This window comes from Citrobacter sp. MGH105, assembly GCF_001037485.2.
Lineage (GTDB): Bacteria > Pseudomonadota > Gammaproteobacteria > Enterobacterales > Enterobacteriaceae > Citrobacter > Citrobacter portucalensis.
The window spans coordinates 3893490-3919987 of sequence record NZ_CP073048.1; the positions used below are offsets into that span (position 1 = coordinate 3893490).

General features: G+C 52.9%; 28 protein-coding genes. 11 read left to right on the plus strand and 17 right to left on the minus strand.

What is annotated here, in order from left to right:
* Positions 1-48 precede the first annotated feature (48 nt).
* From panE to SK35_RS18845, 3 genes are read left to right on the plus strand one after another with little or no spacing between them, the layout of a single operon-like run.
* Positions 49-960, plus strand: a complete 912-nt coding sequence (gene panE / locus SK35_RS18835; protein ID WP_048214795.1) for a 2-dehydropantoate 2-reductase — start codon at positions 49-51, stop codon at positions 958-960.
* Entirely contained in the window at positions 923-1513 is a 591-nt protein-coding gene (gene yajL, locus SK35_RS18840; protein WP_008783935.1) for a protein deglycase YajL, read from the plus strand. The genes panE and yajL overlap by 38 nt, the downstream gene beginning before the upstream one ends.
* Before the next feature lie 32 nt (positions 1514-1545).
* Positions 1546-2628 (plus strand): hypothetical protein, encoded by a 1083-nt coding sequence (locus SK35_RS18845; protein WP_048214796.1) that lies wholly within the window; start codon positions 1546-1548, stop codon positions 2626-2628.
* A 65-nt stretch (positions 2629-2693) separates the two neighbouring features.
* Here the strand turns inward: SK35_RS18845 and thiI are convergent, their stop codons facing one another.
* Positions 2694-4142, minus strand: coding sequence for a tRNA uracil 4-sulfurtransferase ThiI (gene thiI / locus SK35_RS18850; RefSeq protein WP_048214797.1), 1449 nt, complete (start codon positions 4140-4142; stop codon positions 2694-2696).
* A 196-nt stretch (positions 4143-4338) separates the two neighbouring features.
* On the opposite strand from thiI, the gene xseB reads away from it, so the two are divergent.
* Genes xseB through yajO form a run of 4 tightly spaced genes read left to right on the plus strand, consistent with a single transcriptional unit; the run spans position 4339 to position 8399 of the window.
* Positions 4339-4581, plus strand: coding sequence for an exodeoxyribonuclease VII small subunit (gene xseB / locus SK35_RS18855; protein WP_003021586.1), 243 nt, complete (start codon positions 4339-4341; stop codon positions 4579-4581).
* Positions 4582-5481: a (2E,6E)-farnesyl diphosphate synthase gene (gene ispA, locus SK35_RS18860; RefSeq protein ID WP_048214798.1), complete on the plus strand. Its 900-nt coding sequence runs from the start codon at positions 4582-4584 to the stop codon at positions 5479-5481.
* A gap of 24 nt (positions 5482-5505) precedes the next feature.
* A complete protein-coding gene (dxs, locus tag SK35_RS18865; RefSeq protein WP_003830996.1) occupies positions 5506-7368 on the plus strand; it encodes a 1-deoxy-D-xylulose-5-phosphate synthase in 1863 nt (620 codons plus the stop codon).
* A gap of 56 nt (positions 7369-7424) precedes the next feature.
* The gene (gene yajO / locus SK35_RS18870) at positions 7425-8399 is read left to right on the plus strand and encodes a 1-deoxyxylulose-5-phosphate synthase YajO (RefSeq protein WP_048214799.1); all 975 of its coding nucleotides are present in this window, start codon (positions 7425-7427) and stop codon (positions 8397-8399) included.
* Between the two features lie 99 nt (positions 8400-8498).
* On the opposite strand, the gene pgpA is transcribed toward yajO, so the two are convergent.
* The 6 genes from pgpA to nrdR all read right to left on the minus strand — a co-directional run bounded on the left by pgpA (position 8499) and on the right by nrdR (position 12606).
* Entirely contained in the window at positions 8499-9017 is a 519-nt protein-coding gene (pgpA, locus tag SK35_RS18875) for a phosphatidylglycerophosphatase A (protein WP_003021578.1), read from the minus strand.
* Positions 8995-9972 carry a thiamine-phosphate kinase gene (gene thiL / locus SK35_RS18880; RefSeq protein ID WP_008783930.1) on the minus strand — a complete coding sequence of 326 codons (978 nt, stop codon included), beginning with the start codon at positions 9970-9972 and terminating at the stop codon, positions 8995-8997. The genes pgpA and thiL overlap by 23 nt, the downstream gene beginning before the upstream one ends.
* Before the next feature lie 77 nt (positions 9973-10049).
* Positions 10050-10469: a transcription antitermination factor NusB gene (gene nusB / locus SK35_RS18885; RefSeq protein WP_000801129.1), complete on the minus strand. Its 420-nt coding sequence runs from the start codon at positions 10467-10469 to the stop codon at positions 10050-10052.
* Positions 10470-10488: 19 nt separating this feature from the next.
* On the minus strand, positions 10489-10959 hold the full coding sequence (gene ribH / locus SK35_RS18890) for a 6,7-dimethyl-8-ribityllumazine synthase (RefSeq protein WP_003021575.1): 471 nt from the start codon (positions 10957-10959) through the stop codon (positions 10489-10491).
* A gap of 90 nt (positions 10960-11049) precedes the next feature.
* Positions 11050-12153, minus strand: coding sequence for a bifunctional diaminohydroxyphosphoribosylaminopyrimidine deaminase/5-amino-6-(5-phosphoribosylamino)uracil reductase RibD (gene ribD / locus SK35_RS18895; protein WP_008783929.1), 1104 nt, complete (start codon positions 12151-12153; stop codon positions 11050-11052).
* Between the two features lie 3 nt (positions 12154-12156).
* The gene (nrdR, locus tag SK35_RS18900) at positions 12157-12606 is read right to left on the minus strand and encodes a transcriptional regulator NrdR (RefSeq protein WP_003021571.1); all 450 of its coding nucleotides are present in this window, start codon (positions 12604-12606) and stop codon (positions 12157-12159) included.
* Positions 12607-12759: 153 nt separating this feature from the next.
* On the opposite strand from nrdR, the gene SK35_RS18905 reads away from it, so the two are divergent.
* Positions 12760-13299 carry a DUF3251 domain-containing protein gene (locus SK35_RS18905; RefSeq protein ID WP_020996578.1) on the plus strand — a complete coding sequence of 180 codons (540 nt, stop codon included), beginning with the start codon at positions 12760-12762 and terminating at the stop codon, positions 13297-13299.
* A gap of 298 nt (positions 13300-13597) precedes the next feature.
* Positions 13598-14461, plus strand: coding sequence for a nucleoside-specific channel-forming protein Tsx (locus tag SK35_RS18910; RefSeq protein ID WP_003021561.1), 864 nt, complete (start codon positions 13598-13600; stop codon positions 14459-14461).
* Positions 14462-14506: 45 nt separating this feature from the next.
* Here SK35_RS18910 and SK35_RS18915 read toward each other — a convergent pair whose 3' ends face one another.
* From SK35_RS18915 to queA, 7 genes are all read right to left on the minus strand, one after another.
* Positions 14507-15199 carry a helix-turn-helix transcriptional regulator gene (locus SK35_RS18915; protein WP_048214800.1) on the minus strand — a complete coding sequence of 231 codons (693 nt, stop codon included), beginning with the start codon at positions 15197-15199 and terminating at the stop codon, positions 14507-14509.
* Positions 15200-15222: 23 nt separating this feature from the next.
* Entirely contained in the window at positions 15223-15588 is a 366-nt protein-coding gene (locus SK35_RS18920) for a VOC family protein (protein ID WP_032942527.1), read from the minus strand.
* Positions 15589-15757: 169 nt separating this feature from the next.
* Positions 15758-16729: a protein translocase subunit SecF gene (gene secF, locus SK35_RS18925; RefSeq protein WP_003021550.1), complete on the minus strand. Its 972-nt coding sequence runs from the start codon at positions 16727-16729 to the stop codon at positions 15758-15760.
* Between the two features lie 10 nt (positions 16730-16739).
* A complete protein-coding gene (gene secD, locus SK35_RS18930) occupies positions 16740-18587 on the minus strand; it encodes a protein translocase subunit SecD (RefSeq protein WP_003021547.1) in 1848 nt (615 codons plus the stop codon).
* A 27-nt stretch (positions 18588-18614) separates the two neighbouring features.
* A complete protein-coding gene (gene yajC / locus SK35_RS18935; protein WP_003021544.1) occupies positions 18615-18947 on the minus strand; it encodes a preprotein translocase subunit YajC in 333 nt (110 codons plus the stop codon).
* Between the two features lie 22 nt (positions 18948-18969).
* A complete protein-coding gene (gene tgt / locus SK35_RS18940) occupies positions 18970-20097 on the minus strand; it encodes a tRNA guanosine(34) transglycosylase Tgt (RefSeq protein WP_003021535.1) in 1128 nt (375 codons plus the stop codon).
* Between the two features lie 208 nt (positions 20098-20305).
* On the minus strand, positions 20306-21370 hold the full coding sequence (gene queA / locus SK35_RS18945; protein WP_032942525.1) for a tRNA preQ1(34) S-adenosylmethionine ribosyltransferase-isomerase QueA: 1065 nt from the start codon (positions 21368-21370) through the stop codon (positions 20306-20308).
* Between the two features lie 217 nt (positions 21371-21587).
* Here queA and acpH point away from each other — a divergent pair, with 217 nt between their 5' ends.
* Positions 21588-22169, plus strand: a complete 582-nt coding sequence (gene acpH, locus SK35_RS18950) for an ACP phosphodiesterase (protein ID WP_003830978.1) — start codon at positions 21588-21590, stop codon at positions 22167-22169.
* 168 nt (positions 22170-22337) lie between these two features.
* Positions 22338-22940, plus strand: coding sequence for a peroxiredoxin (locus SK35_RS18955; protein ID WP_003021524.1), 603 nt, complete (start codon positions 22338-22340; stop codon positions 22938-22940).
* Between the two features lie 67 nt (positions 22941-23007).
* On the opposite strand, the gene SK35_RS18960 is transcribed toward SK35_RS18955, so the two are convergent.
* From SK35_RS18960 to SK35_RS18970, 3 genes are all read right to left on the minus strand, one after another.
* A complete protein-coding gene (locus tag SK35_RS18960; RefSeq protein WP_048214801.1) occupies positions 23008-24876 on the minus strand; it encodes an amidohydrolase in 1869 nt (622 codons plus the stop codon).
* A 21-nt stretch (positions 24877-24897) separates the two neighbouring features.
* Positions 24898-25443, minus strand: a complete 546-nt coding sequence (locus SK35_RS18965) for an antibiotic biosynthesis monooxygenase (protein ID WP_003830975.1) — start codon at positions 25441-25443, stop codon at positions 24898-24900.
* Between the two features lie 173 nt (positions 25444-25616).
* Positions 25617-26258, minus strand: a complete 642-nt coding sequence (locus SK35_RS18970; RefSeq protein ID WP_003021513.1) for a hydrolase — start codon at positions 26256-26258, stop codon at positions 25617-25619.
* Between the last annotated feature and the right edge of the window lie 240 nt (positions 26259-26498).

The following is a 26498-nucleotide window of genomic DNA, read 5'->3' on the forward strand; positions in this document are numbered from 1 at the left end:
CGGCCGATATGGATTAACACCTGGTGCTGTTGCAGGTGAGGAGGAAGAATGAAAATTACCGTACTGGGATGTGGAGCGCTAGGACAGCTTTGGCTTACCGCGCTATGCAAACATGGACATGAGGTGCAAGGGTGGCTACGCGTACCGCAACCCTATTGCAGCGTAAACCTGATCGACACGGATGGGTCAGTTTTTAATGAATCCCTGACGGCAAACGACCCCGACTTTTTGGCAAAAAGCGACCTGCTACTGGTCACCCTGAAAGCCTGGCAGGTTTCTGATGCGGTAAAAGGCCTGGCCGCAATTCTGCCTGAAACTACTCCCATTCTGCTGATTCACAACGGCATGGGGACAATTGAAGAGCTGCATAACATTAAGCAACCTCTGCTGATAGGTACCACCACCCACGCAGCACGCCGTGACGGCAACGTCATCATTCATGTCGCTCAGGGAACAACGCGCATTGGTCCTGCGCGTGAACAAGACGGTGATTTCAGTTATCTGGCTGAAATCCTGCAAGAGGTGCTACCGGACGTCGCCTGGCACGACACTATTCGCGCCGAACTGTGGCGAAAGCTGGCCGTCAACTGCGTCATTAACCCGCTGACCGCATTATGGGATTGCCCAAACGGCGAGTTACGCCATCATCCTGAAAAAATAGCACTCATCTGCGAGGAAGTGGCCGCGGTCATTGAACGCGAAGGCCACCATACATCTGTGGATGATTTACGCTATTATGTCGAGCAAGTGATTGACAGTACGGCGGAAAATATCTCATCAATGCTGCAAGACATTCGTGCCCTGCGTCATACAGAGATCGACTACATTACCGGATATTTGTTAAAACGCGCCCGCGCACACGGCATCGCCGTCCCGGAAAACGCCCAACTGTTTGAAATGGTAAAGAGAAAGGAAAGTGAGTATGAGCGCTCAAGCACTGGTATGTCTCGCCCCTGGTAGTGAAGAGACCGAAGCGGTCACCACTATCGATCTGCTGGTTCGCGGCGGAATTAAGGTCACGACCGCCAGCGTCGCCAGCGATGGCGACCTGACGATCGTGTGCTCACGCGGAGTGAAGCTGTTGGCGGATGCGCCATTAGTCGAAGTTGCTGACGGCGATTTCGACATTATCGTGCTGCCGGGCGGTATTAAAGGCGCCGAGTGTTTTCGCGACAGCCCGCTGCTTATCGAAACCGTGAAACAGTTTCATCGTTCCGGGCGCATTGTCGCGGCAATTTGCGCCGCGGCCGCCACCGTACTCGTCCCACACGATATTTTCCCCATCGGTAACATGACCGGTTTTCCGGCGCTGAAAGACCAAATTCCCGCTGACCAGTGGCAGGACAAGCGCGTCGTATGGGATCCGCGCGTCAATCTGTTAACCAGTCAGGGACCGGGGACCTCAATCGATTTCGGTTTAAAAATCATTGATCTGCTGGTGAGTCGCGAAAAAGCTCACGAGGTGGCGTCACAACTGGTGATGGCCGCGGGAATCTATAACTACTACGAGTAAATCTTCGAGCCACTCCCTTATAAGGAATCATAATGAAAGGATATCTGAGTGGAGTGGCTTTACTGCTCCTTTCCGGTTATGCCACAGCGACGCAACTCGAAATAAAGAGTATTGAATATCGCTATCCCGGAAGCACTGAAATGCAGTATCGCGTGCCATGGTTTTCCTCGACGGATAACCCCAACGTTGCAAAACGCATTAACGATTATATTTTCGCAAGCTTTATCAATCAGCTACCGGGTAATACTCCACAGGCCACAGTAAATCAGTTTGCGAAATCAGCCATGAATCCCACCGCAAACCTTGACTACACGGTTGAGTATCGCGACGCAAAAATCCTGACGCTCAACATGTTTATCGAAGGTTGCGGGGCGTATTGCGAGTCGTACAATGTGCCGATTAGCTTCGATTTAGCCAGCGGTGCGGCAATTACCCTTAACGATCTCTTTTCCCAGGCTACAATCGCCGAATTAAACACCCGCATCAGAAAAGATATCCGCGGCCAAATCGATACCTTTGTTACGGCGCATAATTCGCAAACACCAGAACAAATAAAAGAAGATAAAGGTGAAGATTTTAACTATGCCGAATTCTACGCATCGTGCGCAACCTACACCGACGGTTTGTACTACATCGACAAATTCTCCCTGCAAAAAGACCACCTGGCTTTCCTGAACGGACGCTGTAGCAACCACGCCAGCCGTGCGCTCGACGAGTTGGGTGATTTCACAACGAAAATCCCAACCGCGGAACTGCAAAATCGACTCACACCGTACGGCCAATATCTGACTACCGCAAAGAGTACAACACCAGTTTCGCCAGCGCCCGGCATTGACGGCAAAGTCATGTACGGCACGCTGGGAAAAAGCATGCGTATTGTGTTGAAGGTGGACTGCAAATACGGTGATTTTTTTGAAGGGGCTTACTTTTACCAAAAATTTGGCGCACCGATTGAATTGACCGGCAAATGCGACACAGCCGACAATCAACATTATGAACTGAAGACATCTGCGGCTGAACAAACGCAAGAGAAGATAACGCTAGAGTTAAAAGACGGTGTCTATCAGGGGGTCTGGGAGTCGAACGGGAAGACGCTTCCCGTTCGTTTTGAATAATATCGTTATATTGCCGGATGGCGGCGTAACCGCCTTATCCGGCCTACAACACGATGTTTACTCAATTACGGGCGATACACCTTCACATTTTCAAAGCCCTGCTCGCGCAGATAAAGCGCCTGCAGGCGACTCATCACCCCGCGTTCACACCACAGCAGCCAGGTTTTACTCTGGTCCAGATCGCCGAATTTAGTGCTCAGCTTGTAGAATGGCAGAGAAACGACGTCCACACCTTCAACCTTCAGCGGTTTATCATCCTGTTCATCCACAGAACGGATATCAAGGATTACGTCATTCGGGCCGAAACCGCTCACGGTTTCCACTTCTACCACGGTCTGCTGCGTCTGCTGGGCGATATCGCGAATATCGATATTGTTCGCTTTTTCAACCACTTTATCGAGGATAGAGAAATCGAAGTTTTCTTCTTCGGCCTCAATCTTCGCTTTGATCGCTTTCACCGTCGGGCTTTTTGAAATTACACCGCAGTATTCCGGCATGGTACGGGCAAAGTCTTCGGTGCCAATTTCACGCGCCAGATTGATGATGTGCTCTTTATCATGGGAGATAAGCGGGCGCAGGATCAGGGTGTCAGAAACGTTATCGATCAGACGCAGGTTGGTCAGCGTCTGGCTGGACACCTGGCCCAGTGCTTCACCGGTTACCAGCGCCTGTACGCCGTAGCGCTCAGCGACTTTCGACGCCGCGCGAACCATCATACGTTTGAGAACCACGCCCATCTGGCCGTCATCAACTTTCTCCAGGATCTCACCGACCACCGGTTCAAAGTTGATAGCAACAAAACGCACGCGATGCGAACTACCGAAGCGATTCCACAGGTAATGCGCCACCTGGCGAACGCCGATTTCATGCGCTGCGCCGCCAAGGTTAAAGAAGCAATAGTGAACACGGCAGCCGCGACGCATCAGCATGTAGCTGGATACACCAGAGTCGAAACCGCCGGAAATCAGCGACAGTACGTCTTCCTGCGTCCCAATCGGGAAACCACCAATACCTTCATAGCGGCCTTTAACCAGCAGCAGACGGTCGTTTTCGATTTCAAGATTAACGGTCACATCCGGCTTCGTCAGCTTCACGCGTGCAGATTCAATATGTTGGTTCAGTCCACCGCCAACATAACGTTCCACCTCAATGGAGCTAAACTCATGCTTCCCGCGACGCTTCACGCGAACACAGAAGGTTTTACCTTCCAGTTGATCGCGATACTGAACCAGTGCTTTCTCGAAAATATCGTGCATATCGGTAAACGGCACGTCTTCTACTTCGAGAATGTGGTGGATACCCGGAATACGGGTCAGCGCGTCGCGAATATCCAGGCGCTGGCTTTCATCTTTAGCGCGAACCTCAACGTGATCCCAGTGACGAACAACAGCAAGGTCTTCATCATAGTGCTTTAAAACGTTACGAATGTTCCCTGTCAGAATTTTTATAAAGCGCAAACGCACAGATTGGCTTTTGATGGTGATTTCTGGGAACAATTTAATGATAAACTTCATGGCGGCAATGGTTCTTAGGCAAGTCTGAATGACTTGTAATGGAAAAAAATACAGCAGCCCATACCCGCGACTGCATCCAGGCGCGCAAGTATATCACCATCACGCGGCTACTGTGCACATTGCGCGTTATTTGCTTATCAGTGCGAGTCCGTTACCATAGTCTTGTGCTGCCAATACAGAGAGTCAGACATTCATTATGCCGAAGAAAAATGAAGCGCCCGCCAGTTTTGAAACCGCGCTGAGCGAGCTGGAACAAATTGTTACCCGTCTGGAAGGCGGCGACCTGCCGTTAGAAGAAGCGTTGAACGAATTCGAACGTGGCGTACAGTTGGCGCGTCAGGGACAGGTCAAATTGCAACAGGCTGAACAGCGCGTACAAATCCTGCTGTCAGATACTGAAGACGCCGCCCTTACGCCTTTTACACCGGATAATGAGTAAATGGATTTTACGCAGCAGCTACAGGCTTGCGTTGAGCAAGCCAACCAGGCACTGAGCCGTTTTATCGCGCCACTGCCCTTTCAGAACACTCCCGTGGTAGAAACCATGCAATATGGCGCATTATTAGGCGGTAAACGCCTGCGCCCGTTCCTGGTGTATGCGACCGGTCAGATGTTTGGGGTCAGCCTGAGTACGCTTGATGCTCCCGCTGCCGCCGTCGAATGCATTCATGCCTATTCGCTGATGCACGATGATTTGCCCGCGATGGATGACGATGACCTGCGACGCGGTCTGCCGACTTGCCACGTAAAATTTGGCGAGGCAAATGCGATCCTGGCCGGAGATGCGCTACAAACGCTGGCATTCTCCATTATCAGCGACGCCCCAATGCCGGAAGTCACTGACCGTGACCGCATCGCGATGATCTCTGAACTGGCTCAGGCCAGCGGCATCGCCGGTATGTGCGGCGGTCAGGCGCTGGATCTGGAAGCTGAAGGTCATCAGGTTGAGCTGGATGCGCTGGAGCGGATTCACCGCCATAAAACCGGAGCATTGATTCGCGCCGCCGTGCGTTTGGGGGCATTAAGTGCTGGCGATAAAGGGCGAGAATGCCTGCCAATACTCGACAAATACGCAGAAAGCATCGGTCTGGCTTTCCAGGTTCAGGATGACATCCTGGATGTGGTAGGCGATACTGCAACATTGGGTAAACGTCAGGGTGCTGACCAGCAGCTTGGCAAAAGTACCTATCCTGCACTTCTGGGTCTTGAGCAAGCCCAGGATAAAGCCCGGGATTTAATCGAGGATGCCCGCCAGTCGCTAAGTCTGCTGGCCGCACAGTCACTCGATACCTCGGCACTGGAAGCGCTAGCGGACTACATAATCCAGCGTGATAAATAAACCAACATATCCCATGAGCTTGCGATGAGTTTTGATATAGCCAAATACCCGACCCTGGCGCTGGTCGACTCCACCCAGGAGTTACGTCTGCTGCCAAAAGAGAGCCTGCCAAAGCTTTGCGACGAACTGCGCCGCTATTTGCTCGACAGCGTAAGCCGTTCCAGCGGGCACTTCGCCTCTGGTCTGGGCACGGTGGAACTCACCGTCGCGCTGCACTATGTCTACAACACCCCGTTTGACCAGTTAATCTGGGATGTGGGACATCAGGCTTATCCGCACAAAATTCTGACCGGTCGCCGCGATAAAATCGGCACCATTCGTCAGAAAGGCGGCCTGCATCCGTTCCCATGGCGCGGTGAAAGCGAGTATGACGTACTGAGCGTTGGGCACTCTTCAACCTCCATCAGCGCAGGTATCGGTATTGCCGTTGCCGCCGAGAAAGAAGGTAAAGAGCGCCGTACCGTGTGTGTGATTGGTGATGGTGCCATCACCGCAGGGATGGCGTTTGAAGCGATGAACCACGCGGGCGATATTAGGCCCGACATGCTGGTTATCCTCAACGACAACGAAATGTCGATTTCAGAGAACGTTGGCGCGCTGAACAATCATCTGGCACAGCTGCTCTCTGGCAAACTCTACTCATCGCTGCGCGAAGGCGGGAAGAAAGTCTTCTCCGGCGTGCCGCCGATTAAAGAACTGCTCAAACGTACCGAAGAACACATTAAAGGTATGGTTGTGCCGGGGACTCTGTTTGAAGAACTGGGCTTTAACTATATCGGTCCGGTGGACGGTCACGACGTGCTGGGGCTTATTACTACGCTCAAAAACATGCGCGATCTGAAAGGCCCGCAGTTCCTGCACATCATGACCAAAAAGGGTCGTGGCTACGAGCCTGCGGAAAAAGATCCGATAACCTTCCACGCGGTACCCAAATTCGATCCGTCCAGCGGATGCCTGCCGAAAAGCAGCGGCGGTCTGCCGAGCTATTCAAAAATTTTCGGTGACTGGCTGTGCGAGACCGCAGCGAAAGACAATAAGCTGATGGCAATCACCCCGGCAATGCGCGAAGGTTCCGGAATGGTGGAGTTTTCACGTAAATTCCCGGACCGCTATTTCGATGTGGCGATTGCCGAGCAGCACGCTGTGACGTTTGCTGCCGGTCTGGCGATTGGCGGCTACAAGCCGGTGGTAGCCATTTACTCGACCTTCCTGCAACGCGCCTACGATCAGGTGCTGCACGATGTAGCCATCCAGAAACTGCCGGTCCTTTTCGCCGTTGACCGGGCAGGGATTGTTGGCGCAGATGGACAAACCCATCAGGGGGCGTTCGATCTCTCCTTCCTGCGCTGCATCCCGGAAATGGTCATCATGACCCCGAGTGATGAAAACGAATGCCGCCAGATGCTGTTCACCGGCTATCACTACAACGACGGTCCAACGGTCGTGCGCTACCCACGCGGCAACGCGGTAGGCGTTGAGCTGACCCCGCTGGAACAACTGCCAATTGGTAAAGGCATCGTGAAACGTCACGGGGAAAAAGTGGCAATTCTCAACTTTGGCACCCTGATGCCGGAAGCCGCTCAGGTCGCAGAGTCGCTGAACGCCACGCTGGTCGATATGCGCTTTGTAAAACCACTGGATGAAACGTTGATCCTTGAAATGGCTGCCCAACACGAGGTGCTGGTTACCATTGAAGAGAACGCCATTATGGGTGGTGCTGGCAGCGGCGTAAACGAAGTGCTGATGGCCCATCGTAAGCCCGTCCCGGTGCTGAACATTGGCCTACCAGACTTCTTCATCCCGCAGGGAACTCAGGATGAAGCCCGTGCCGATCTGGGTTTGAATGCCGCCGGAATTGAGACCAAAATCAAGGCCTGGCTGGCATAATCCCCTCTCCGCTCCTGCTATGCTTAATTCATCACGAGCTAAGCAGGAGTGGATTGATGAAATACAACATCTTAGGAAAAACCGACCTACGGGTCTCCCGCCTTTGCCTGGGTTGCATGACATTTGGCGAACCCAATCGCGGCAATCACGCCTGGACGCTACCTGAAGAAAGCAGCCGCCCAATAATCAAGCACGCCCTTGAGGGTGGCATTAACTTTTTCGATACCGCCAACAGCTACTCCGCTGGCAGCAGCGAAGAGATTGTCGGCCGCGCGCTGCGTGATTTCGCCCGCCGCGAAGATGTCGTGGTCGCTACCAAGGTTTTTCACCAGGTGGATGATTTAGCGGAAGGTTTATCCCGCGCACAAATCCTGCGCTCAATCGACGATAGCCTCAGACGCCTGGGTATGGACTATGTGGACATCCTGCAAATTCACCGCTGGGATTACAACACGCCAATCGAAGAAACGCTGGAGGCTCTAAACGACGTCGTGAAAGCCGGTAAAGCTCGCTATATTGGCGCCTCATCCATGCACGCTTCGCAGTTTGCCCAGGCTCTTGCCTTACAGAAGCAACACGGCTGGGCGCAGTTCGTCAGCATGCAGGATCACTACAACCTGATCTACCGCGAAGAAGAACGCGAAATGCTGCCGCTCTGCTATCAGGAAGGTGTCGCGGTGATCCCGTGGAGTCCGCTGGCGCGTGGTCGCCTGACGCGTCCCTGGGGAGAAACAACCGCACGTCTGGTTTCCGATGAAGTCGGTAAAAATTTGTACAACGAGAGCGATGGAAACGACGCGCAAATCGCCGCACGACTGACCGGTGTCAGTGAGGAGTTGGGTGTAACGCGGGCACAGGTTGCGCTGGCCTGGCTGCTGAGCAAACCCGGCGTGGCAGCGCCAATTATTGGCTCTTCGCGTGAGGAACAGCTGGATGAGTTGCTCAACGCGGTGGATTTAACGTTGAAGCCGGAGCAGATTGCCGAGCTGGAAACGCCGTACAAACAGCATCCGGTAGTGGGATTTAAATAAGTGAGGTTGTAGATTGTAGGCCGGATAAGCATAGCGCATCCGGCACTGATCGCCCGATGTCGCGGCGCTTATCGGGCCTACAATAGCCGCTGAAAAGGGTTAAATGATACCTACCGGCCAGTGATGACCGATAAAATACAAAATTCCGGCAGAGAGTATCCCGGCCACAATATCGTCGATCATGATCCCCGTCCCGCCATGCACGTTGCGATCAAACCAACGAATCGGCCACGGCTTCCACATATCCAGAATACGGAAAATCACAAATCCGGCGGCAACCCACTGCCAGTCGTTGGTCGGCAGCGCCATCAGGGTAATCCACATCCCGACAAACTCGTCCCAGACAATACTACCGTGATCGTGCACGCCCATATCTTTCGCCGTTTGATGGCACAGATAAACGCCGATACAGATAGATAACATCACCACCAGCGAATACAGCTGCCACGGCAGAAAAGTCATTAAATACCAAAAAGGGATCGCCGCCAGCGATCCCATCGTGCCTGGAACAATTGGGCTCAGCCCGCTGCCAAAACCGGTGGCTAACAGGTGCCACGGATTGCGCATACTCAGGCGGCTTTTGGCGACATCTTTTTTAAGGCGCGGCAAAATGGTCATATCCTTTCCAGTCAAACGTGACGGGTTTTCCATCGCGCGTAAAGTGAATGCCTTCCACGTCCGCGCTCATCTGCCCAATGCAGGTAAACGCTGCGCCGAGATTTCCCAGCGCCACTTCCAGCGCACCACGATTAATTTCCGGTACGGTAAAGCATAACTCATAATCTTCACCTCCCGAGAGCGCCCAGCGCAGGGCCTGTTCCGGCTCAACGTGCTGTGACAATGCCGTGGAGTATGGCAGCACATCAACGTTAACCCGTGCGCCACAGCCGCTAGCATTAACGATGTGTCCCAAATCGGAAATCAGGCCATCGGAGAGATCGATAGCCGCACTGGCCAGATCGCGCAGGGCTTGTCCCTGCAAAATACGCGGCGTGGGACGCAGATGGCGTTGCAGCAGATAGTCCGCGTCTGTTGCATCTGCAACCTGCAATCGGTTCTGCAAAATCGCCAGCCCGGCCGCACTGTCGCCCGGCGTGCCGGTAACATAAATCCAGTCACCCGGTTTCGCGCCGGAACGTTTTAAGGCCCGCCCAACGGGGACGTAGCCATGGATACCCAGCGTCATCGACAGCGGCCCACGCGTGGTGTCACCACCAATCAGCTGCATATCATAGTAATTGAGGAGTTCAAACAGGCCATCGCTGAAGGCTTCCAGCCAGGCTTCATCGACGTCAGGTAACGTGAGCGCCAGCGTCAGCCACGCAGGATCCGCCCCCATCGCCGCCAGATCGCTCAAATTCACCGCCAGCGCTTTCCAGGCGAGATCGGTCGGATCAATGTCGGGGAGGAAGTGGTTGCCTGCCACCAGCGTATCGGTACTGATCGCCAGCGTTTGTTTTTCAGGGATGTTCAGAAGTGCGCAGTCGTCACCAATACCGGTTTCGACATCAAGACGAGAAGTTCTTACGCGGTCAAAATAACGGGCAATCAGGGAAAACTCGCCACATGCCATACGTTATGCCTCAGCAGAAAAAAAAGAAAAAGCCGGGGACAGCGGAAACAGGTTCCACCATCCAGCCGGCCTCGGGATTACTTTTTGTTGGGGCGAATCACAGGTGCTGCTTTATCCAGTACGCCGTTCACGAATTTGTGGCTATCTTCAGCGCCGAAGGTTTTTGCCAGTTCAATCGCTTCGTTGATGGCCACTTTGTACGGCACATCACTACGTTTAGACAATTCAAACAGCGCAATACGCAGTACGGCTTTTTCTACCTGACCCAGCTCTTCCAACAGACGAGACAGGTAAGGCTTCATTAATCCATCCAGGTACGCGCTGTTAGTCGCCACCCCGGACAGCAGTTCACGGAAATACAGAACGTCGACATCTTTAACGTCCTGTTCCGCCAGGAACTGGTATTCAACATCAGCGATGTCGTTCTGGGACAACTGCCAGGAGTAGAGCGCCTGGACGGCACACTCACGGGCGCGGCGACGAGCAGCAGGTTTCACGGATTTCCCCTTACAAAAATCAGGCCTTGATGGCTTTCAATACATTAATCATTTCAAGCGCAGTCAGTGCAGCTTCTGCGCCTTTGTTACCGGCTTTAGTGCCAGCACGTTCGATGGCTTGTTCAATACTTTCGGTGGTCAGAACACCGAAGGCTACCGGAATGCCACTGTCCTGAGCGACATGCGCCAGGCCATTGCTTGCACCGCCAGCCACATATTCGAAGTGCGCGGTACCGCCACGGATCACCGTACCGAGCGCAATCACCGCGTCGTATTTACCGGTTTTTGCCAGTGCGTCAGCGGCCAGTGGCAGCTCATATGCACCTGGAACCCAAACAACGGTAATGTTTTCATCTTTAACCTGGCCAATACGTTTCAGGGCGTCGATAGCACCTTCCAGCAGGCTGTCATTGATAAAGTTGTTGAAACGCGCAATGGTGATGGCGACGCGAGCGTCCGGGGTAGCAACGTTAGCTTCAATAATGTTCATATTCTTCCTTCGGGTTCGATTTATGGCCCCGTAAGGGGGGCGGATTTTATCATAATATTCTGTGCGCTGCTTCCTCTAAATCAGAAAGCCTCACGCAGTCGTTAAATGCAGGCAAACGTCCGGGCCCACCTGGCGTATCTCATTGAATTTGAAATGGGGTGCGTCAGCCAGTTTCTCAAGGCCTGGAAGCACACATAATCCTCTCGCATCGCTGCCTAACAGTTTAGGCGCAACATACACGATTAGCTCATCGACCAAACCGGCCTGTAATAATGCCCCGGCGAGCGTTGGGCCAGCTTCAACCCAAATGCTGTTAATTTGCTGTTTGCCCAGTTGCATCATTAGCACCACCAGATCCAGATGTCCGTTATGTTCCGGCACCTTCAGGCTGCGCACCGTCTCCGGCCAGCTACGAGGGTCGTCTTCAGTCCGGACAATCCAGGTTTCTCCAGGCTGTTGCACAATTCGGTGCGCCGGTGTGACCTGATTCTGGCTATCAAGAACAATGCGGATTGGCTGACGCAGCTCTTCCTGCGGGTAACTCGCCTGAGTTGACTCCCCAAGCTCCGACCAACGCACGGTAAGCTGAGGGTCGTCTGCCAGCACCGTCGCACTGCTGGTTAAAATGGCATGACTTTGTGCGCGCAAGCGTTGCACATCGCGGCGCGCCTGTGGCGAGGTAATCCACTGGCTTTCACCGCTGGCCATCGCTGTACGGCCATCAAGCGACGCGCCAAGCTTAAGCTGAAGATATGGGAATCCCGTACGCATGCGCTTGAGGAAGCCTTTATTCAATTGCTCAACTTCGCTCATCATCAGCCCGTGGCTGACGTCGATACCCGCCTGCTGCAAACGGTAGAGCCCACGTCCTGCGACCTGCGGATTGGGATCCTGCATCGCCGCAACCACACGCGACACCCCCGCCGCAATCAGCGCATCGCAACACGGCGGCGTGCGACCATGATGACTACAGGGTTCAAGCGTCACGTAGGCAGTTGCCCCCTGCGCTTTTTCTCCAGCCATCCGCAGAGCATGAACTTCGGCATGCGGTTCGCCCGCGCGGTGATGATATCCTTCACCGACGATCTCCCCATCTTTCACAATCACGCAGCCCACGTTGGGGTTGGGGTGAGTGGTAAAACGTCCGCGCGCAGCAAGCTTTAGCGCGCGCGCCATGTACAATTCATCCTGCATGGCTTAGTCCTGTAGGCGAGCAATCTCTTCGCCAAATTCTTTGATATCTTCGAAACTCCGGTAGACAGAGGCAAAGCGGATGTAGGCGACTTTATCGAGCTTTTTCAACTGCTCCATCACCAGGTTGCCAATCATCTTGCTCGGCACCTCACGCTCACCCGTCGCACGCAGCTGTGATTTGATATGGTTTAACGCCATTTCGACGTCATCTGCGCTGACAGGCCGTTTCTCAAGCGCTCTGAGCATGCCGCTGCGCAGCTTTTCTTCATTAAAGGGTTCACGCACATCGTTGCTTTTCACAACGCGCGGCATGACAAGTTCAGCCACTTCAAAAGTGGTGAAACGTTCGTTACAGACCAGACACTGCCGACGGCGGCGTACCGAGGAGCCCTCGCCTACAAGACGAGAGTCAATTACCTTAGTGTCTACGGCGAAACAGAATGGGCAATGCATACGGCGTCCTGTACCTCAGTGGTTAACAGAATCTATTTTACCCTGAACTGCCGTGACAACAAAGGCGCTGCGCTTTTGAGACAAAGGATCGATGCCTTCGTGCTCAGTGCACACTACCATTATGCTATCGCGACAATGAAGGAAGTAATCACAATGACAAGACGTTACCTAAGAATTCTCCTGGTGGGAAGTCTCTTTAGTCTTAGTGCCTGCGCACAGCAAAGCGAAGTACGCCAGATGCATCAAAGCGTTAGCACGTTGAATAAAGAGATGACGCAGCTTAATCAGGAAACGGTAAAAATTACGCAACAAAATATGTTGAATGCAAAATCAACCAGCGGCGCCTATCTGCTGCCGGGCTCCAAAACCCCGGCACGACTGGACAGCCAGATTGGCACCTTACGCATGTCGCTGGTGAACATTGCGCCGAACGCCGATGGTACGCGCCTGACGCTACGAATTCAGGGTGAATCCAACACGCCTTTACCCGCCTTTAGCGCCACCGTCGAATACGGGCAAATTCAGGGCACCACGGACAACTATCAGGAAGTGAACGTTCATAACCAATTGGTCAACGCTCCGGCGAGTATTCTTGCTCCCAGCGACGTAGACATTCCGTTACAGATAAATGGCCTCACTCCAGATCAGTTAGGATTTGTGCGCATCCACGATGTCCAGCCTGTTAGCCAATAAACTTTTTTGCGGAACGTTTTGTGCGTTCCGCAACATCACTCTGCTTCTTTTTGTTACTCCCCTGACATAACCGATATTTCTGGTAAAACTTGGCAACATTCATGGGAGCCAGTACAATTCGCCGCCTAAAGTACGCAAACGTGAACGCAATCGATTACGTAAATGATAGAACTGTGAAACAAGACATATTTTTGTGAACAATGATTTTTATAATAGGCTCCGAAGAATTACGAAATATTTAGAAACGCAAATTGCGCATTTTTCACTCCCGAAAGGGATTTCAAACAGTGGCATACATATGAAAAAAACATTACTTGCAGCCGGTGCAGTGCTGGCGCTCTCCTCGTCTTTTACTGCCAACGCAGCAGAAAATGACAAACCGCAATATCTGTCCGACTGGTGGCACCAGAGTGTCAACGTGGTGGGTAGCTATCACACCCGTTTCTCCCCGAAACTGAACAACGACGTGTATCTGGAATACGAAGCGTTTGCCAAAAAAGACTGGTTTGACTTCTATGGCTACATCGATATTCCGAAAACCTTCGACTGGGGTAACGGCAACGATAAAGGTATCTGGTCTGACGGTTCCCCGCTGTTTATGGAAATCGAACCGCGTTTCTCCATCGACAAACTGACCGGTGCTGACCTGAGCTTTGGTCCGTTCAAAGAATGGTATTTCGCCAACAACTACATCTACGATATGGGTGATAACAAAGCCAGCCGCCAGAGCACCTGGTACATGGGTCTGGGTACCGATATCGATACCGGTCTGCCGATGGGTCTGTCCCTGAACGTGTATGCTAAATACCAGTGGCAGAACTATGGCGCATCCAACGAAAACGAGTGGGATGGCTACCGTTTCAAAGTTAAATACTTTGTGCCGATCACCCAGGTTTGGGGCGGCCAGTTGACCTACATCGGCTTCACCAACTTCGACTGGGGCTCAGATTTGGGTGATGATCCGAACCGCACCAGCAACTCTATCGCATCCAGCCACGTCCTGGCGCTGAACTACGATCACTGGCACTACTCCGTCGTAGCGCGTTACTTCCATAACGGCGGCCAGTGGAAAGGTGGAGATACCCTGAACTGGGGCGAAGGCGACTTCAGCGCGAAATCTACCGGTTGGGGTGGTTACCTGGTCGTAGGTTACAACTTCTAATCCAGACAATGTTTCGCAGACAAGCCAGCTTAACCGCTGGCTTTTTTATGGCTGGTCTTCACAGCGTACTTTACGCAAAAAGTCACTTAGCGAGCGATCTGCCGATTCGCGAAAATGCCTGTCGAGTGGCGTAATCTTCAGACATCGATCAACGCGAAAGCAACGATAATCGTCACGCTTCTCGCACCAGCCAACCAGCAGCCAGTGCTCGCCCCAGAAAAATAATCCCAGCGGCTGAACGTCGCGCCAGGAGAGATTCCCGGGCTCATCACGATAATGCAGCGCCAGCACCTGCTGTGCTGAAACCGCGCGATGTATGAGATCGAAGGCACTACGTGAATGCGGCTGATTACCAAAATCTGGCGCGAAAATCCGCGTTTGCTCGGCTCTGCGCCGACTCTCTGGCGGCAATATCGCCAACACTTTTTCCTGCGCGGATTCCAACGCCTGTGAGAGTGAATCCCCACCCCATGTTTTCAGCAATCGAATCGCTACCATCAATGCTTCTGATTCGTGATGCGTTAACATCAACGGCGGTAGATCAAACCCGGCCATTAAGCGGTATCCGCTGCCCACTTCGCCTTCAATAGGCACACCGGATAAAGAGAGATCGCGGATATCGCGATAAATCGTCCGTTCAGAAACCTCAAGACGCTCTGCCAGCAGCGCCGCCGTTGTCACTCGCCTGCCACGCAGGATTTGCACAATCTGAAACAAGCGGTCGGCGCGTCTGCTCATTTTAATCCTCAGTGCTGAAAATATTACGCGGGTTGATGTAAACCAACACGATTGCCTTCGCTGTCAGTAAATAGCGCAATCGTACCAATGTCCTGCCCCAGTTCGAGTGGGCCAAACACACACTGACCGCCAGCAGTGGCGACGCGTTCAAGCGTTGCAGCCAAATCGTCCGTATGCAGATAAATAATAGCGCCCTGCGCTGAAGGCGTAATACCGTCAAATTTAGCCAGCGCCCCGCCGGGAGCGGGATCCTGATGCGGAAATACGGCGAGCTCAGCGCAGTCCATGTTCTCCCGGCGCAAAGAAACCTGCATTACTGGCTCATAAAAAGCGATGGCGCGATCCATTTGTACCACGGGGATTTCAAACCAATTAATTACATTGCTCATACTTCCTCCTGCCTGTGTGGGTAATCTCAGGAGGACTATATGACAGGGCTACTGACAGCATACTGTCAGTAGTGTGGCGACAGGAAAAGATAATTACCTGTCGCTAATTCACAGGCAAAAAAAATCCCGACCTTGCGATCGGGATTCCACTATCTTCACTCTTAATGGGTTAAGGCAGAATTGACGGCTGATCCGCCCCTTCTTTCTCGACCTTCTGCTGCAGCATGTGCTCACGCTTCATACCCAGCTTCAGCGCCAGCGCCGATGCTACGTAGATAGAAGAAGCAGTACCGATGGAAACACCGATAAGCATGGTCAGCGAGAAGCCTTCCAGTACCGGACCACCGAACAAGAACAGCATCAGAATAACCATCAACGTCGTACCGGAGGTAATCAACGTACGGTGCAGCGTCTGAGTCAATGACACGTTAAAGATTTCGTAAGGCGTACCGCGACGAATTTTGCGGAAGTTTTCACGAATACGGTCAGAGACGACGATACTGTCGTTCAGCGAGTAACCGATTACCGACATCAGTGATGCGACGATAGTCAGGTCAATCTCGATATGGAACAACGACAGGATCCCAAGTGTGATAATCACGTCGTGCGCCAGCGCGATAACTACCCCTGCCGCCAGTCGCCATTCAAAGCGGAAACCGACGTACACCAGGATGGAGATCAACGCCGCCATCAGCGCCATCGCACCGGTTTGCGCCAGGTCTGCACCCACGCTCGGACCCACGAATTCAATTCGCTTCACCGCGGCGTTTTGGTTGGTGGATTCGTTAATCACACTCAACACTTTGCTACCCAGCACCTGACCGCCGTCTGCACCTTCAGTTGGCGGCATACGTACCATAATGTCGTGGCTGCTGCCGAAGTTCTGCAGAAGCGGATCAACGAAGCCCGCTTTCTCCAGCGCATCGCGCATCACGTCCATATCGGCCGGTTTTTCCAGCGTGATTTCAATAACCGTACCACCGGTGAAATCGAGACCCCAGTTAAACCCGCGTACGCCCATCACCACGATGGCCGCAATCAGCAGGAAACCTGAAATGCCGAAAGCCCAGTAGTCCCAGCGCATAAAGTCCCAGACTTTACGGCCGTGGTTCAATTGTTCAACAGTATATTCCTGTGCCACTTCGCACTCCTCAGATTGACAGCTTTTTGACGCGCTTGCCGCCATACAACAGGTTTACGATGGCACGTGTACCGACAATCGCGGTAAACATCGACGTCGCCACACCAATACCGGTAGTAATCGCGAACCCTTTAATTGCCCCGGTGCCAACTGCGTACAGGATGATGACCTTGATCAGCGTGGTAATGTTCGCATCAAAGATGGAGCTAAATGCGCCCGCATAACCTTCATTGATGGCCTGCTGCACCGAGCGCCCGTTACTCAACTCTTCTTTGATACGTTCGTTGATCAGTACGTTCGCATCGACCGCGACGGCAAGGGTCAAGACGATCCCCGCAATCCCCGGCATACTCAGCGTAGCCCCCGGCAGCAACGACATAATACCGACAATCAGCACCAGGTTAGCAATCAGTGCACTGGTCGCAATCAGACCGAACTTCTTATAGAAGAAGATCATGAACAGGATAGACACCACCAGACCGGCCAGACATGCTTCCAGACCCTGTTTGATGTTCTGCATACCCAGGGTTGGGCCGATGGTACGTTCTTCAACAATCTGAATCGGCGCAATCAACGCACCGGCACGTAACAGCAGGGAAAGCTGGCGTGCTTCGTTCGGGTTGTTGATACCGGTGATACGGAAGCTGTTACCCAGGCGAGACTGGATATTGGCGATGTTAATCACCTCTTCCTGTTTCACCAGTACTGCACGACCGTTGGCATCTTTCTTACCGCTGTCTTTGTACTCCACGAACAGGGTCGCCATCGGCTTACCGATGTTGTCCTTGGTGAAGTTGGACATGATGTTACCACCTGCGCTATCCAGCGAGATGTTAACCTGCGGCTGATTGTATTCGTCCTGGCTGGAAGTGGAGTCGGTGATATGGTCACCGGTCAGGATCACGCGCTTGTACAGCACAACCGGCTGACCTTCACGAGATTGTTTCACTTCCGAGTCACCCGGTACACGCCCGGATGCCGCAGCAGACTGGTCAACGTTGGTATTTACCAGACGGAATTCCAGCGTCGCGGTTGCGCCCAGAATTTCTTTCGCACGCGCGGTATCCTGAATACCCGGCAGTTCGACCACAATGCGGTCAGCACCCTGACGTTGTACCACGGGCTCAGCAACACCCAGTTGGTTAACACGATTACGCAGAATGTTGATGTTCTGCTGTACTGCGTATTCACGGGCTTCGCTCAGGCGCGCATCGGTCATTACCGCACGCAGAGCATTGCTGCCCTGGCTGGAAATAACCAGATCCTGGTGACGTTTGCTCAGGTAAGAGATAGCTTCATCACGGGCGCTGCTATCACGGAAAGTGATGCTCAGACCGTAGTTATCTTCTTTGCGAACGGTAGTATAAGGAATGCCTTTTTCACGCAGATCGCTGCGCAGGCTATCGATATTTTGTTCCTGCAACTTACTCAGCGCGGTGTCCATATCCACTTCCATCAGGAAGTGAACGCCGCCACGCAGGTCAAGACCGAGTTTCATCGGTTCTGCGTGAATGGCAGCCAGCCAGCGTGGGGTTGCCGGAGCAAGGTTAAGCGCCACGACGTACTGATCGCCCAGTACGCCCATTAATACTTCACGTGCGCGCAGTTGGGTATCAGTGGAGTCGAAGCGCGCGAGAATAGCACCCTCTTCCAGAGCCACAGACTTAGGTGTGATTTTATCTTCTTGTAACGTTTTCTGGACCTGGATCAGCGTTTGCTCACTGGCGGCGGCACCGCGCACGCCAGTGATTTGAACAGCCGGATCCTCACCATACAGGTTGGGAAGCGCATAGAGCAGACCGACGACAATAACGACGATCAGCATGACATACTTCCACAAAGGATAACGGTTTAACACGGCAGTTCCCTTTGGGAAAACAATAAATTACAGCGCCTTCATGGTGCCTTTCGGCAGAACGGCAGCTACGAAATCACGTTTGATAACCACTTCAGTGGTGTCGTTCAGCGCGATAGCGATGTAGCCAGATTCTGCTACTTTAGTCACGCGACCCACCAGACCACCGTTAGTCAGTACTTCATCGCCTTTCGCAATGGAGTTCATCAGGTTCTTGTGTTCTTTGGTACGCTTTTGCTGTGGGCGCAGGATCATGAAATAGAAAATCAGACCAAACACCACCAGCATCAGAATCAGAGACATCGGGCTGCCCTGCGCCGGAGCACCTGTTGCCGCTACCGCATCAGAAATAAAAAAGCTCATTCAAATTCCCTCATTATTAAAATTAATCAACGTTCACAGGTGGAACTGGTCTACCCTGACGTTGGTAAAAATCGGTCACGAAGCTCTCTAATTTACCCTCTTCAATAGCCTTGCGTAAACCCGCCATCAAACGCTGGTAGTAGCGAAGGTTATGAATCGTGTTGAGTCGCGCGCCCAATATTTCGTTGCAACGGTCGAGATGATGCAAGTAAGCGCGCGAATAATTGCGACAGGTGTAACAATCACACTCAGCATCGAGCGGACTGGTGTCGCTTTTATGTTTCGCGTTACGAATTTTTACCACGCCGTCAGTCACAAACAAATGACCATTACGGGCATTTCGCGTTGGCATCACGCAGTCAAACATATCGATACCGCGACGCACGCCTTCAACCAGATCTTCTGGTTTGCCGACGCCCATCAGGTAACGCGGTTTATCTGCCGGAATCTGCGGGCAAACATGTTCCAGAATGCGGTGCATATCTTCCTTCGGCTCACCGACAGCCAAACCGCCGACAGCGTAGCCATCAAAGCCGATATCTACCAGACCTTTGACGGAGATATCACGTAAATCTTCGTAAACACTGCCCTGAATGATGCCAAAAAGCGCATTTTTGTTGCCGAGGCTATCAAAACGGTCACGGCTGCGCTTCGCCCAACGCAAAGACATCTCCATTGAGCGTTTAGCATAGTCCCAGTCGGCCGGATACGGTGTACATTCGTCGAAGATCATCACGATATCGGAACCGAGATCGTATTGAATCTCCATCGACTTCTCGGGATCGAGGAAAATCGGATCGCCGTTGATCGGGTTACGGAAATGCACGCCCTGCTCGGTTATCTTACGGATATCGCCCAGGCTGAACACCTGGAAGCCGCCGGAGTCGGTGAGGATCGGCCCTTTCCACTGCATGAAATCGTGCAGATCGCCGTGCAGTTTCATGATTTCCTGACCCGGGCGCAGCCACAGGTGGAAAGTATTGCCGAGGATAATCTGTGCGCCGGTCGCTTCAACTTCTTCCGGCGTCATGCCTTTTACTGTGCCGTAAGTACCGACCGGCATAAAAGCAGGCGTTTCTACTACGCCACGATCAAAAACCAGGCGGCCGCGGCGCGCGCGACCGTCTGTGGTATCCAGTTCAAATTTCATTTTTTCTCCTGCATCAGAGAGACAGTCTGATGATTAAACTTTCCCCACGGAATCACTCCACGGAGTAAAAATATATTAACCCACTGGCGAAGGCGCAATCGGCGCAGCCAGTTTGGGGGCGACCAGCGCACAGCCACCGGAGCGTACACGCAGTACGTGAGGATGGCGAGCACTGCCCGACATCAAAATGGCAAGTGAGATAGCCTTCTCACGGTCGCTCAGAAATAGCCTGCGGATTGTACGTGATAAACATGGCATCCCCGTAACTAAAAAAGCGATATTCCGCTTTTACCGCTTCATGATAGGCGTGCATGGTGTTTTTATAACCAGCAAATGCGGAAACCAGCATAATCAGCGTCGATTCCGGCAGGTGGAAGTTGGTGACCAGAGCATCAATCACCTGATATTTATAGCCTGGATAAATAAAGATCTGTGTATCGCCGAAGAACGGCTCGATGAGATCGTTTTTGGCCGCCTGCGCCGCACTTTCCAGTGAGCGAACGGACGTTGTTCCCACGGCTATCACGCGATTACCGCGCGCTTTCGCCGCCAGCACCGCGTCCACCACATCCTGCGGCACTTCCGCATATTCAGAATGCATAATGTGGTCTTCGATGGTGTCTACGCGCACCGGCTGGAAAGTACCCGCTCCAACGTGCAGGGTGACGAACGCCATTTCAATGCCTTTATCGCGCAGTTTAGCCAGCAGCGGATCGTCAAAATGCAGACCCGCGGTCGGCGCAGCGACGGCACCCGGTTTTTCGCTGTATACGGTCTGGTACAGCTCGCGGTCGGCGTCTTCATCCGGACGGTCGATATACGGCGGCAACGGCATATGGCCGATGGCGTTGAGGATATCCAGCACGCTGCGTTCGTCGTTAAACTCAACTTCAAACAGCGCGTCATGGCGGGCGACCATCGTCGCTTTAATACTTTCGTCGTCGCCCAGCAGCAGCTCGGCACCCGGTTTCGGCGCTTTCGAGGCACGAATATGCGCCAGAATACGTTTGTCATCCAGCATACGCTCGACCAGCACTTCAATCTTGCCGCCGCTGGCTTTACGACCAAACAGACGCGCAGGAATGACGCGGGTGTTGTTAAAGACCAGCAAGTCTCCAGGGTTGAGCTTATCGAGCAAATCGGTGAAAGTACCGTGCGTCAGCGCGCCCGTCGGCCCGTCCAAAGACAGCAAGCGACAGCTACTGCGCTCAGCTTGCGGATAGTGGGCAATCAGGGATTCGGGTAGTTCAAAGGTGAAATCGGTAACGCGCATGACACTGACTCAGACTAAAATAAGAGGCGGGTAGTCTAGTGCCGGGGCGTTCTCCCTGCAACCTTTACCCCTCAAGTTAAGAGACATAATCTATACACAAAATCATTCAAGATGCATCGAGGCGGCAACTGAATGAGTCCCCGGGAGCTTACTCAAGTAAGTGACAGGGGTGAGTGAAGGCAGCCAACAAAGAGGCAGTTTGAAGGATGAAGTGGATATGAATTTTCTTGCGCACCTGCACTTAGCTCATCTTGCCGATAGCTCGCTTTCCGGCAATCTGCTGGCCGATTTTGTCCGGGGTAATCCGGAAACGCACTACTCGCCTGATGTGGTAGCAGGCATCTTCATGCATCGTCGTATCGACGTGATGACCGATAACTTACCGCAGGTGCGTGAAGCCAAAGAGTGGTTTCGTAGCGAAACACGCCGTGTCGCGCCGATTACGCTGGACGTTATGTGGGATCATTTTCTGTCGCGTCATTGGTCGGAAATCTCCCCTGACTTCCCGCTGACGGACTTTGTGCGCTATGCCCGTACCCAGGTAACCACTATTTTGCCGGAATCGCCGCCGCGCTTTATCAATCTGAACAACTATATATGGTCAGAGAAATGGCTTGAGCGTTATCGGGATATGGATTTTATCCAGAACGTCCTGAACGGCATGGCCAGCCGCCGTCCACGGCTCGATGCCCTACGCGACTCATGGTATGACCTCGATACGCATTACGATGCGTTAGAAGAACGATTCTGGCAGTTTTATCCGCAAATGATGGAACAGGCGCGATGTAAAACCCTTTGATCGCAGTCCGCATTCCCCGCCGGATAAGCTGTAGCCGCCGTCCGGCAAAAGATTGATAGACAAAACCTGTCTCATTGATTGCCAGCGCCTCTTTGTCTTATTCACGAACACTCTCTATACTGGCCCGCGTTGCGTTCCAAAAACCCCTTAACATTGCAGGAGAATTATATGGTACTGGTAACTCGTCAGGCTCCGGATTTCACAGCAGCTGCGGTACTGGGTAGCGGTGAGATCGTTGAAAACTTCAACTTCAAACAGCATACCAACGGTAAAACTACCGTTCTGTTCTTCTGGCCGATGGACTTCACCTTCGTTTGCCCGTCAGAATTGATCGCATTCGACAAACGTTACGAAGAATTCCAGAAGCGCGGCGTTGAAGTTGTTGGTGTTTCCTTCGACTCTGAATTTGTCCACAACGCATGGCGTAACACCCCTGTCGACAAAGGCGGCATCGGTGCAGTGAAATACGCAATGGTTGCTGACATCAAACGCGAAATCCAGAAAGCCTACGGCATCGAGCACCCGGAAGCGGGCGTTGCGCTGCGCGGTTCTTTCCTGATCGACGCTAACGGCGTTGTTCGCCACCAGGTGGTTAACGATCTGCCGCTGGGTCGTAACATCGACGAAATGCTGCGCATGGTTGACGCGCTGCAGTTCCACGAAGAGCACGGCGACGTTTGCCCGGCACAATGGGAAAAAGGTAAAGAAGGTATGAACGCGTCTCCGGACGGCGTGGCAAAATACCTGACCGAGAACGTTTCCAGCCTGTAATTGGCATGAATCGACAAAAGGCCCGCAAATGCGGGCCTTTTTTATTGTTAGCAGATCCGATAAGCGATTAAAACGCGAAGCAGGAACAGCCAAGCGCGCCCCAGAAAGCTCGGTCATCTGACACCGGGATCCCCGATTTCCGCGCAATATCATGCTGGTGACCGTGTACACCGCAGCTACCGCAGCACTGGTGCATCTGCACCATTGCGCCAATTTTCGCCGCAGCAGGTGGCGCTGAGCGATAGTGCCCCGGCACCTTCACCACTGGCGACCAGTCCGGCACAATCGGAATAGCAGGTGGTGCCAGCGGGGTGAAATGCCCGGCGGCGTAAACCACTTTGCCATCAACAACGGTCATCACCGACTCAATACCTTTGATCTCTTCTTCCGGCACGCTGAAGTAATCTTTAGACAGCACCACCAGGTCGGCCAGTTGATCTTTCTCGATGCGCCCTTTCTTACCCTGTTCGCTGGAAAACCAGGCGCTACCGGCCGTCCACAGTTCCAGCGCCACATCACGCGGCAGACGGTTGTTATCATCGTACATTGCCATCCCGCCAACGGTACGGCCCGAAACCAGCCAGTACAGCGCGGTCCACGGGTTGTAGCTGGCCACGCGGGTGGCGTCAGTCCCCAGCCCGACCGGAACGTCAGCCGCCAGCATTTTCGCCACCGGCGGCGTATGTTTAACCGCGTCTTTGCCGTAGCGATCGACAAAATACTCTCCCTGGAACGCCATACGGTGCTGGACCGCAATCCCGCAGCCCAGTGCTTTTACACGCTCGATGTTCCGTTCGGTAATTGTTTCGGCGTGATCGAAGAACCAGTGCAGGCCATTGAACGGGATATCACGATTAACTTTCTCAAATACGTCCAACATTCGGCTGATAGATTCATCGTAGGTGGCGTGCAGGCGGAACGGCCAGCGATGCTCCACCAGGTGACGAACCACGCGCTCCAGCTCATCTTCCATACCCTCCGGCAGATCCGGACGTGGCTGAAGGAAGTCTTCAAAATCCGCTGCAGAAAAGACCAGCATTTCCCCTGCCCCGTTGGCACGATAGAAGTCGGTTCCCTGCCCTGGCTTGAGCATATCGGTCCAGCGTTCAAAGTCTTCCAGTTCCTGCTTTGGACGCTGGGTAAACAGATTGTAGGCAATACGCACCGTCATCTGTTTGTTGGCGTGTAACTGCTCAATGATCTCGTAATCTTCCGGGTAGTTCTGGAAGCCGCCTCCCGCATCGATGGCGCTGGTCAGTCCCAGACGGTTCAGTTCACGCATAAACTGGCGGGTCGAATTAACCTGCATTTCCAGCGGCAGTTTTGGTCCCTTTGCCAGCGTCGAGTAAAGGATCATCGCGTTCGGTTTAGCGATCAGCATTCCGGTCGGGTTGCCGTTGCTATCACGCACAATCTCACCGCCCGCCGGATCCGGCGTCGCTTTGGTATAGCCAACCACTTTCAGCGCGGCGCGGTTGAGCAAAGCCCGGTCGTAGAGATGCAGAACAAAAACCGGAGTATCCGGAGCGGCTTCATTCAGTTCTTCGAGGGTTGGCATGCGACGTTCGGCAAACTGGAATTCACTCCAGCCGCCCACCACGCGTACCCATTGTGGCGACGGCGTTCTGTCAGCCTGGTCTTTGAGCATGCGTAGCGCGTCCGCCAGTGACGGCACGCCTTCCCAACGCAATTCCAGGTTGTAATTCAGTCCACCACGAATAAGGTGCAGGTGCGAATCGTTCAGGCCCGGAATCACCGTATGTCCTTGCAGATCGACAACCTGCGTCCCTTCGGCGGCAAAGCTCATTACCCGATCGTGGCTACCGGTCGCCAGGATCTTTCCGTTGGCGATCGCTACCGCCTCGACCTGCGGACTTTGCCTGTCGAGAGTATGAATTTTTCCGTGAGTCAGAATCAGTGTGGCAGTTTGAGACATAACAATCTCCTGAGATACCGGTCAGGCTTTTTTCAGCCATCCGGCAAACAGACGGGTTACGATGGGCATCCAGAACCAGACCACCAGCGCAACCACAAAGGCATCATTGATGAGATGCAGGAGTAACGAGCCCTTCATTGCAGGCAGCACAATGCCGGTCAACCACGGCACCAGATTGGTGCTGGGAAATATCACTAGCAGGGTTATCAGAAACTGTTTCCAGCGTTTGGGCTGGCGTACATGGGGCGCGGGCGGCGTAAACCAGAATGCTGCTTCGGTGCGAATTTCGGTTTTGTCACCTTCAGCCAGCAGTGGAGCAATCTCTTCGACCAACACGCGGCGCGTATCGGACTGGGTCCAGCTATACAGATGCTCAAGCGTGTCGAAGCGGATAATGATGTTCCACAGGTTGTTGCCATCTGCCGGGCGAATCACGTTCGCCCCGAGATGACCGGGAAATTCAGCCGCTACAGGCATGATTTTCCCCAGCCACTGCTCATACCTCTGCGCCTGCTCAGGTAGCAGAGTGTGAGTAATTACCAACGTCACATGTTTGTTCTGCGCCATGAAGGGTTCCTTGTTGAGAGGAAATAGGCCACTTAGGCCAAGAAAGCAATACACAAAATCATTCATGGTGCATCGAGGCGGCAAGGTTGTGGATCCCCGTGAGCTTACATAAGTAAGTGACCAGGGTACGCAAGCGAAGCCAACAAAGATGCAACATGAAGGATGACATGTATTTAAGCTTTACGTTCCGGCGCGCCATGCACCATGGTATAGGCATAATCCACGCCCATACCGTAGGCGCCGCTGTGCTCGCGTACCAGATCCATTACGGCGTCGTAGGTTTCTTTGCGGGACCAGTCGCGCTGGTACTCGAGAAGAACCTGTTGCCAGGTTACGGGTACGGCACCTGCCTGTACCATGCGGTCGATAGAACGCTCATGAGCATCTACGGACGTGCCGCCGGAGGTATCAGTTACCACATAAACTTCATAGCCTGCCTCCAGTGCCATTAGCGCCGGAAAAGTCAGGCATACTTCGGTCCACAGCGCGGAGATAATCAGTTTTTTACGCCCGGTCGCTTCCACCGCTTTCACAAACGCCGCATCTTCCCAGGAGTTCATTGAGGTGCGTTCAATGGGTTTGACATCAGGATGAACCGCTAACAATTCCGGCCAGATATATCCGCTAAAACTTTTGGTTTCTACAGAAGTATAAATCACCGGAACATTGAATATTTTCCCGGCTTTCGCTAATGCCACGGTATTATTTTTTAAAGTCTGGCGATCAATATTCGCCACACCGAATGACATTTGCGGCTGATGATCAATAAAAATAAGCGTAGAGTTTTGAGGGTCAATCAGTTCCCGAATAGACATAGCACACCTTCTTAATCAATAAGTTAAAAGGCAACGGTCTGTATCTGCCGTCAGCAGCAGGATCCTGAATCAGAAAGCTTGTTGAGTATAGCGGGAAATTTCTAACGAGTTATTAAAGAAAACTTACTATCCTGTGAAACTATTAATTTTGTGTTGCGATATATCCTAAACAACATCAAAAAAATGCGCATGACTCATCTAATTTATTCACTGGCATTGTTTTTCTTCATTCGGTACAAC

Excerpts from the sequence above, each read along its gene's own strand:
- panE (WP_048214795.1), top strand. The coding sequence starts at position 49 with ATGAAAATTACCGTACTGGGATGTGGAGCGCTAGGACAGCTTTGGCTT.
- yajL (WP_008783935.1), top strand. The coding sequence starts at position 923 with ATGAGCGCTCAAGCACTGGTATGTCTCGCCCCTGGTAGTGAAGAGACC.
- SK35_RS18845 (WP_048214796.1), top strand. The coding sequence starts at position 1,546 with ATGAAAGGATATCTGAGTGGAGTGGCTTTACTGCTCCTTTCCGGTTAT.
- thiI (WP_048214797.1), bottom strand. The coding sequence starts at position 4,142 with ATGAAGTTTATCATTAAATTGTTCCCAGAAATCACCATCAAAAGCCAA.
- xseB (WP_003021586.1), top strand. The coding sequence starts at position 4,339 with ATGCCGAAGAAAAATGAAGCGCCCGCCAGTTTTGAAACCGCGCTGAGC.
- ispA (WP_048214798.1), top strand. The coding sequence starts at position 4,582 with ATGGATTTTACGCAGCAGCTACAGGCTTGCGTTGAGCAAGCCAACCAG.
- dxs (WP_003830996.1), top strand. The coding sequence starts at position 5,506 with ATGAGTTTTGATATAGCCAAATACCCGACCCTGGCGCTGGTCGACTCC.
- yajO (WP_048214799.1), top strand. The coding sequence starts at position 7,425 with ATGAAATACAACATCTTAGGAAAAACCGACCTACGGGTCTCCCGCCTT.
- pgpA (WP_003021578.1), bottom strand. The coding sequence starts at position 9,017 with ATGACCATTTTGCCGCGCCTTAAAAAAGATGTCGCCAAAAGCCGCCTG.
- thiL (WP_008783930.1), bottom strand. The coding sequence starts at position 9,972 with ATGGCATGTGGCGAGTTTTCCCTGATTGCCCGTTATTTTGACCGCGTA.
- ribH (WP_003021575.1), bottom strand. The coding sequence starts at position 10,959 with ATGAACATTATTGAAGCTAACGTTGCTACCCCGGACGCTCGCGTCGCC.
- ribD (WP_008783929.1), bottom strand. The coding sequence starts at position 12,153 with ATGCAGGATGAATTGTACATGGCGCGCGCGCTAAAGCTTGCTGCGCGC.
- nrdR (WP_003021571.1), bottom strand. The coding sequence starts at position 12,606 with ATGCATTGCCCATTCTGTTTCGCCGTAGACACTAAGGTAATTGACTCT.
- SK35_RS18905 (WP_020996578.1), top strand. The coding sequence starts at position 12,760 with ATGACAAGACGTTACCTAAGAATTCTCCTGGTGGGAAGTCTCTTTAGT.
- SK35_RS18910 (WP_003021561.1), top strand. The coding sequence starts at position 13,598 with ATGAAAAAAACATTACTTGCAGCCGGTGCAGTGCTGGCGCTCTCCTCG.
- SK35_RS18915 (WP_048214800.1), bottom strand. The coding sequence starts at position 15,199 with ATGAGCAGACGCGCCGACCGCTTGTTTCAGATTGTGCAAATCCTGCGT.
- SK35_RS18920 (WP_032942527.1), bottom strand. The coding sequence starts at position 15,588 with ATGAGCAATGTAATTAATTGGTTTGAAATCCCCGTGGTACAAATGGAT.
- yajC (WP_003021544.1), bottom strand. The coding sequence starts at position 18,947 with ATGAGCTTTTTTATTTCTGATGCGGTAGCGGCAACAGGTGCTCCGGCG.
- tgt (WP_003021535.1), bottom strand. The coding sequence starts at position 20,097 with ATGAAATTTGAACTGGATACCACAGACGGTCGCGCGCGCCGCGGCCGC.
- queA (WP_032942525.1), bottom strand. The coding sequence starts at position 21,370 with ATGCGCGTTACCGATTTCACCTTTGAACTACCCGAATCCCTGATTGCC.
- acpH (WP_003830978.1), top strand. The coding sequence starts at position 21,588 with ATGAATTTTCTTGCGCACCTGCACTTAGCTCATCTTGCCGATAGCTCG.
- SK35_RS18955 (WP_003021524.1), top strand. The coding sequence starts at position 22,338 with ATGGTACTGGTAACTCGTCAGGCTCCGGATTTCACAGCAGCTGCGGTA.
- SK35_RS18960 (WP_048214801.1), bottom strand. The coding sequence starts at position 24,876 with ATGTCTCAAACTGCCACACTGATTCTGACTCACGGAAAAATTCATACT.
- SK35_RS18965 (WP_003830975.1), bottom strand. The coding sequence starts at position 25,443 with ATGGCGCAGAACAAACATGTGACGTTGGTAATTACTCACACTCTGCTA.
- SK35_RS18970 (WP_003021513.1), bottom strand. The coding sequence starts at position 26,258 with ATGTCTATTCGGGAACTGATTGACCCTCAAAACTCTACGCTTATTTTT.